Genomic DNA, 2,249 nt, shown 5'->3' with positions numbered 1-2,249 from the left:
TAACAAGGGGTTAATAAAATGCAGGCTATCAGCGGATTAGGAAACTCATTCGTTTCAATCCAGCTTTCTCATCGTGGGACGATGACGAGGTTCCAACCGCCTGCACTTTATCAACCCCCAGCCGTTATGGGTAATTTTAATCAAAATTCGCACATCATGAGAGTTTTAACACTGATATTAATTTTTCTAATGTATTCACAGTTTTCAATGTCTCAGAAACTTGAGAATTTAGAAGCTATTAAATTGAATACTAAATTTAGACTTGAGTTAATAAAAATAAATTCTAAATATTCATATAAAGTTGTTTCCAAAGAGACTTTTAATAATGAACTTGAAACGAGTTCTGTGCAAAAACTACTCGATGACTCTTTGAAGAATAATGAAATTCTAGGAATCTTTGGGATAGGTAAATTTGGAAACACAAAAAGTATAATGTTATTTATAAAAAGCGGTCATGAATTTCCTTTAGACTATTCATTATTTATTGATACTGAAGGGAAAGAAAAATATAAGAAAACTTCAACAATTCAATTGTATCCAAACGTACCATCAAATGAAATGTGGCCATATAATATTTATTCTTTAAAATTCTTAGAGTTTAGTAAGGCTGAAATTAATGATTATCAATTGGAACAGGAGAAAATGGATACTATATGCAAAAGTCACTATGATATTGAGAAAGGGAATGCTCTTATCAATGAACAATTAACTTTAATATTAGATCTAATTACTAAGCTAAAAGTGTCGGGAATTGATAGAATTAATGAGTTTGAAGATTCAATTAAGTCAATTCCAGCATCTGCTTGGGGAAAAGGCGATGAACTTAATATATTAGACAGTAATAATAGATTAATTGGCACCTATATTAAACGTAGGAAAATTGCTGAGCCATTAGTATTCGAAATAACGGAATGCCCTTATTTAGAGAGAGAAGTAACTTATTTCTTCACAAAAAGGGAAAGAAAAATAAAATTTGTAGTTTTCAAATGGCGACAAAAATGGATAGATGGTTGGCAATCCAGAGCATATTATAATGTTGAAAGTGATTTTAGAACTAAACATGAGTTTGTTAAAAATTTCTTGAATAAAAATCTTAGTCTACCAAGTAATAATTTAGAAAATAATAAATGGATTAAAACAAGATGGGTAACAGATGAAGGTGTGATTGCTGAGTTAAATTTGTATATTGATCAATACTCTAGAAGTTTAAGATTGAAAATATATTTAGAAGATGAATAAAACTACCCATAACACGGGGTGTACAAAATGCTGGTTTCTAGCGGATTAAGTCTCTTTTCGTTTCAATCCAACTTTTCACTTTTGGATGAGGAAAATGTTCCAAGATCCAGCACTTTATACACCCCCCACCGTTACCGCCAATATTTAACGAAAAAACACATCTAACGAAATACCAATGATTAGGAAACTGTTTTTAAATGAGAAGTTTATTCTTTGGCTGATTCTTATTAATTCAGTAATATTATTTGTAGGGGGCTATTTCCCATCAGATTATCAAAAATTTTTATTGTCAATTGCTGACAACCTTATTACGGCTTTATTTGTAATAGAAGTAATTGTCAAATTCAATGAATATGGAATAAAAACTTATTTTAAATCAAATTGGAATAAGTTAGATTTCTTTCTAATCGTAATATCAATTCCTGCTTTTATAGCTTTTATTTTCAATCTAAACTTTATCGATTTTAGTTTTCTTCTTGTATTCAGAATAATGCGGGTTTTTAAAGCATTCAGGTTCTTTAAATTTATACCTGATGTAGGTAAACTAGTTGTGGGAGTTCAAAGGGCGCTAAAAACTTCTGTTTTCATATTTCTTGGCTTCTTTATTTACATTTTTATTATCGGAATTCTTTCTTACAATTTATTTCAAAGCACTGGCTCAGAATATTTTAGCAATCCAATGATTTCGCTCTATTCTACTTTTAAGATTTTCACTGTAGAAGGTTGGTTTGAAATACCTGAACAAATTACCTTGAACTATTCAAAGTTAGGCTCCTTTTTTTACGTACCTTTATTTCATATTCGTTGTGCTTACGGGAGGAATTTTTGGTCTCTCTCTTGTTAATTCAATTTTTGTAGACTCAATGGTAAGTGATAACAATGATGAACTTGAAAAGAAAATTGATATACTAAACTACAAAGTAACAGAAATACTAACTAAAATAAATCACGATGAAACTAGAAAAGATTCTTGATAACGTAAATTCGTTAGAAAAAAACTCATTCATCAA

The 2,249-nt window shown here is 29.8% G+C and carries 2 protein-coding genes; both read left to right on the top strand.

The window, feature by feature from the left end; genetic code table 11:
• The first annotated feature begins 18 nt into the window (after positions 1–18).
• Positions 19–1,239 (top strand): hypothetical protein, encoded by a 1,221-nt coding sequence (locus tag HPY60_11925; protein NPV51884.1) that lies wholly within the window; start codon positions 19–21, stop codon positions 1,237–1,239.
• Positions 1,240–1,414: 175 nt separating this feature from the next.
• Positions 1,415–2,083, top strand: a complete 669-nt coding sequence (locus HPY60_11920; protein ID NPV51883.1) for an ion transporter — start codon at positions 1,415–1,417, stop codon at positions 2,081–2,083.
• Positions 2,084–2,249: the final 166 nt, after the last annotated feature.

The sequence above is a fragment of the Methanofastidiosum sp. genome, from assembly GCA_013178285.1.
Classification (GTDB): Archaea; Methanobacteriota_B; Thermococci; order Methanofastidiosales; family Methanofastidiosaceae; genus Methanofastidiosum.
This window is presented reverse-complemented; position numbering and strand designations above follow the sequence as displayed.

Bases quoted from the DNA above. Each gene is read 5' to 3' on its own strand.
- HPY60_11925 (NPV51884.1), top strand. From the start codon at position 19: ATGCAGGCTATCAGCGGATTAGGAAACTCATTCGTTTCAATCCAGCTT.
- HPY60_11920 (NPV51883.1), top strand. From the start codon at position 1,415: ATGATTAGGAAACTGTTTTTAAATGAGAAGTTTATTCTTTGGCTGATT.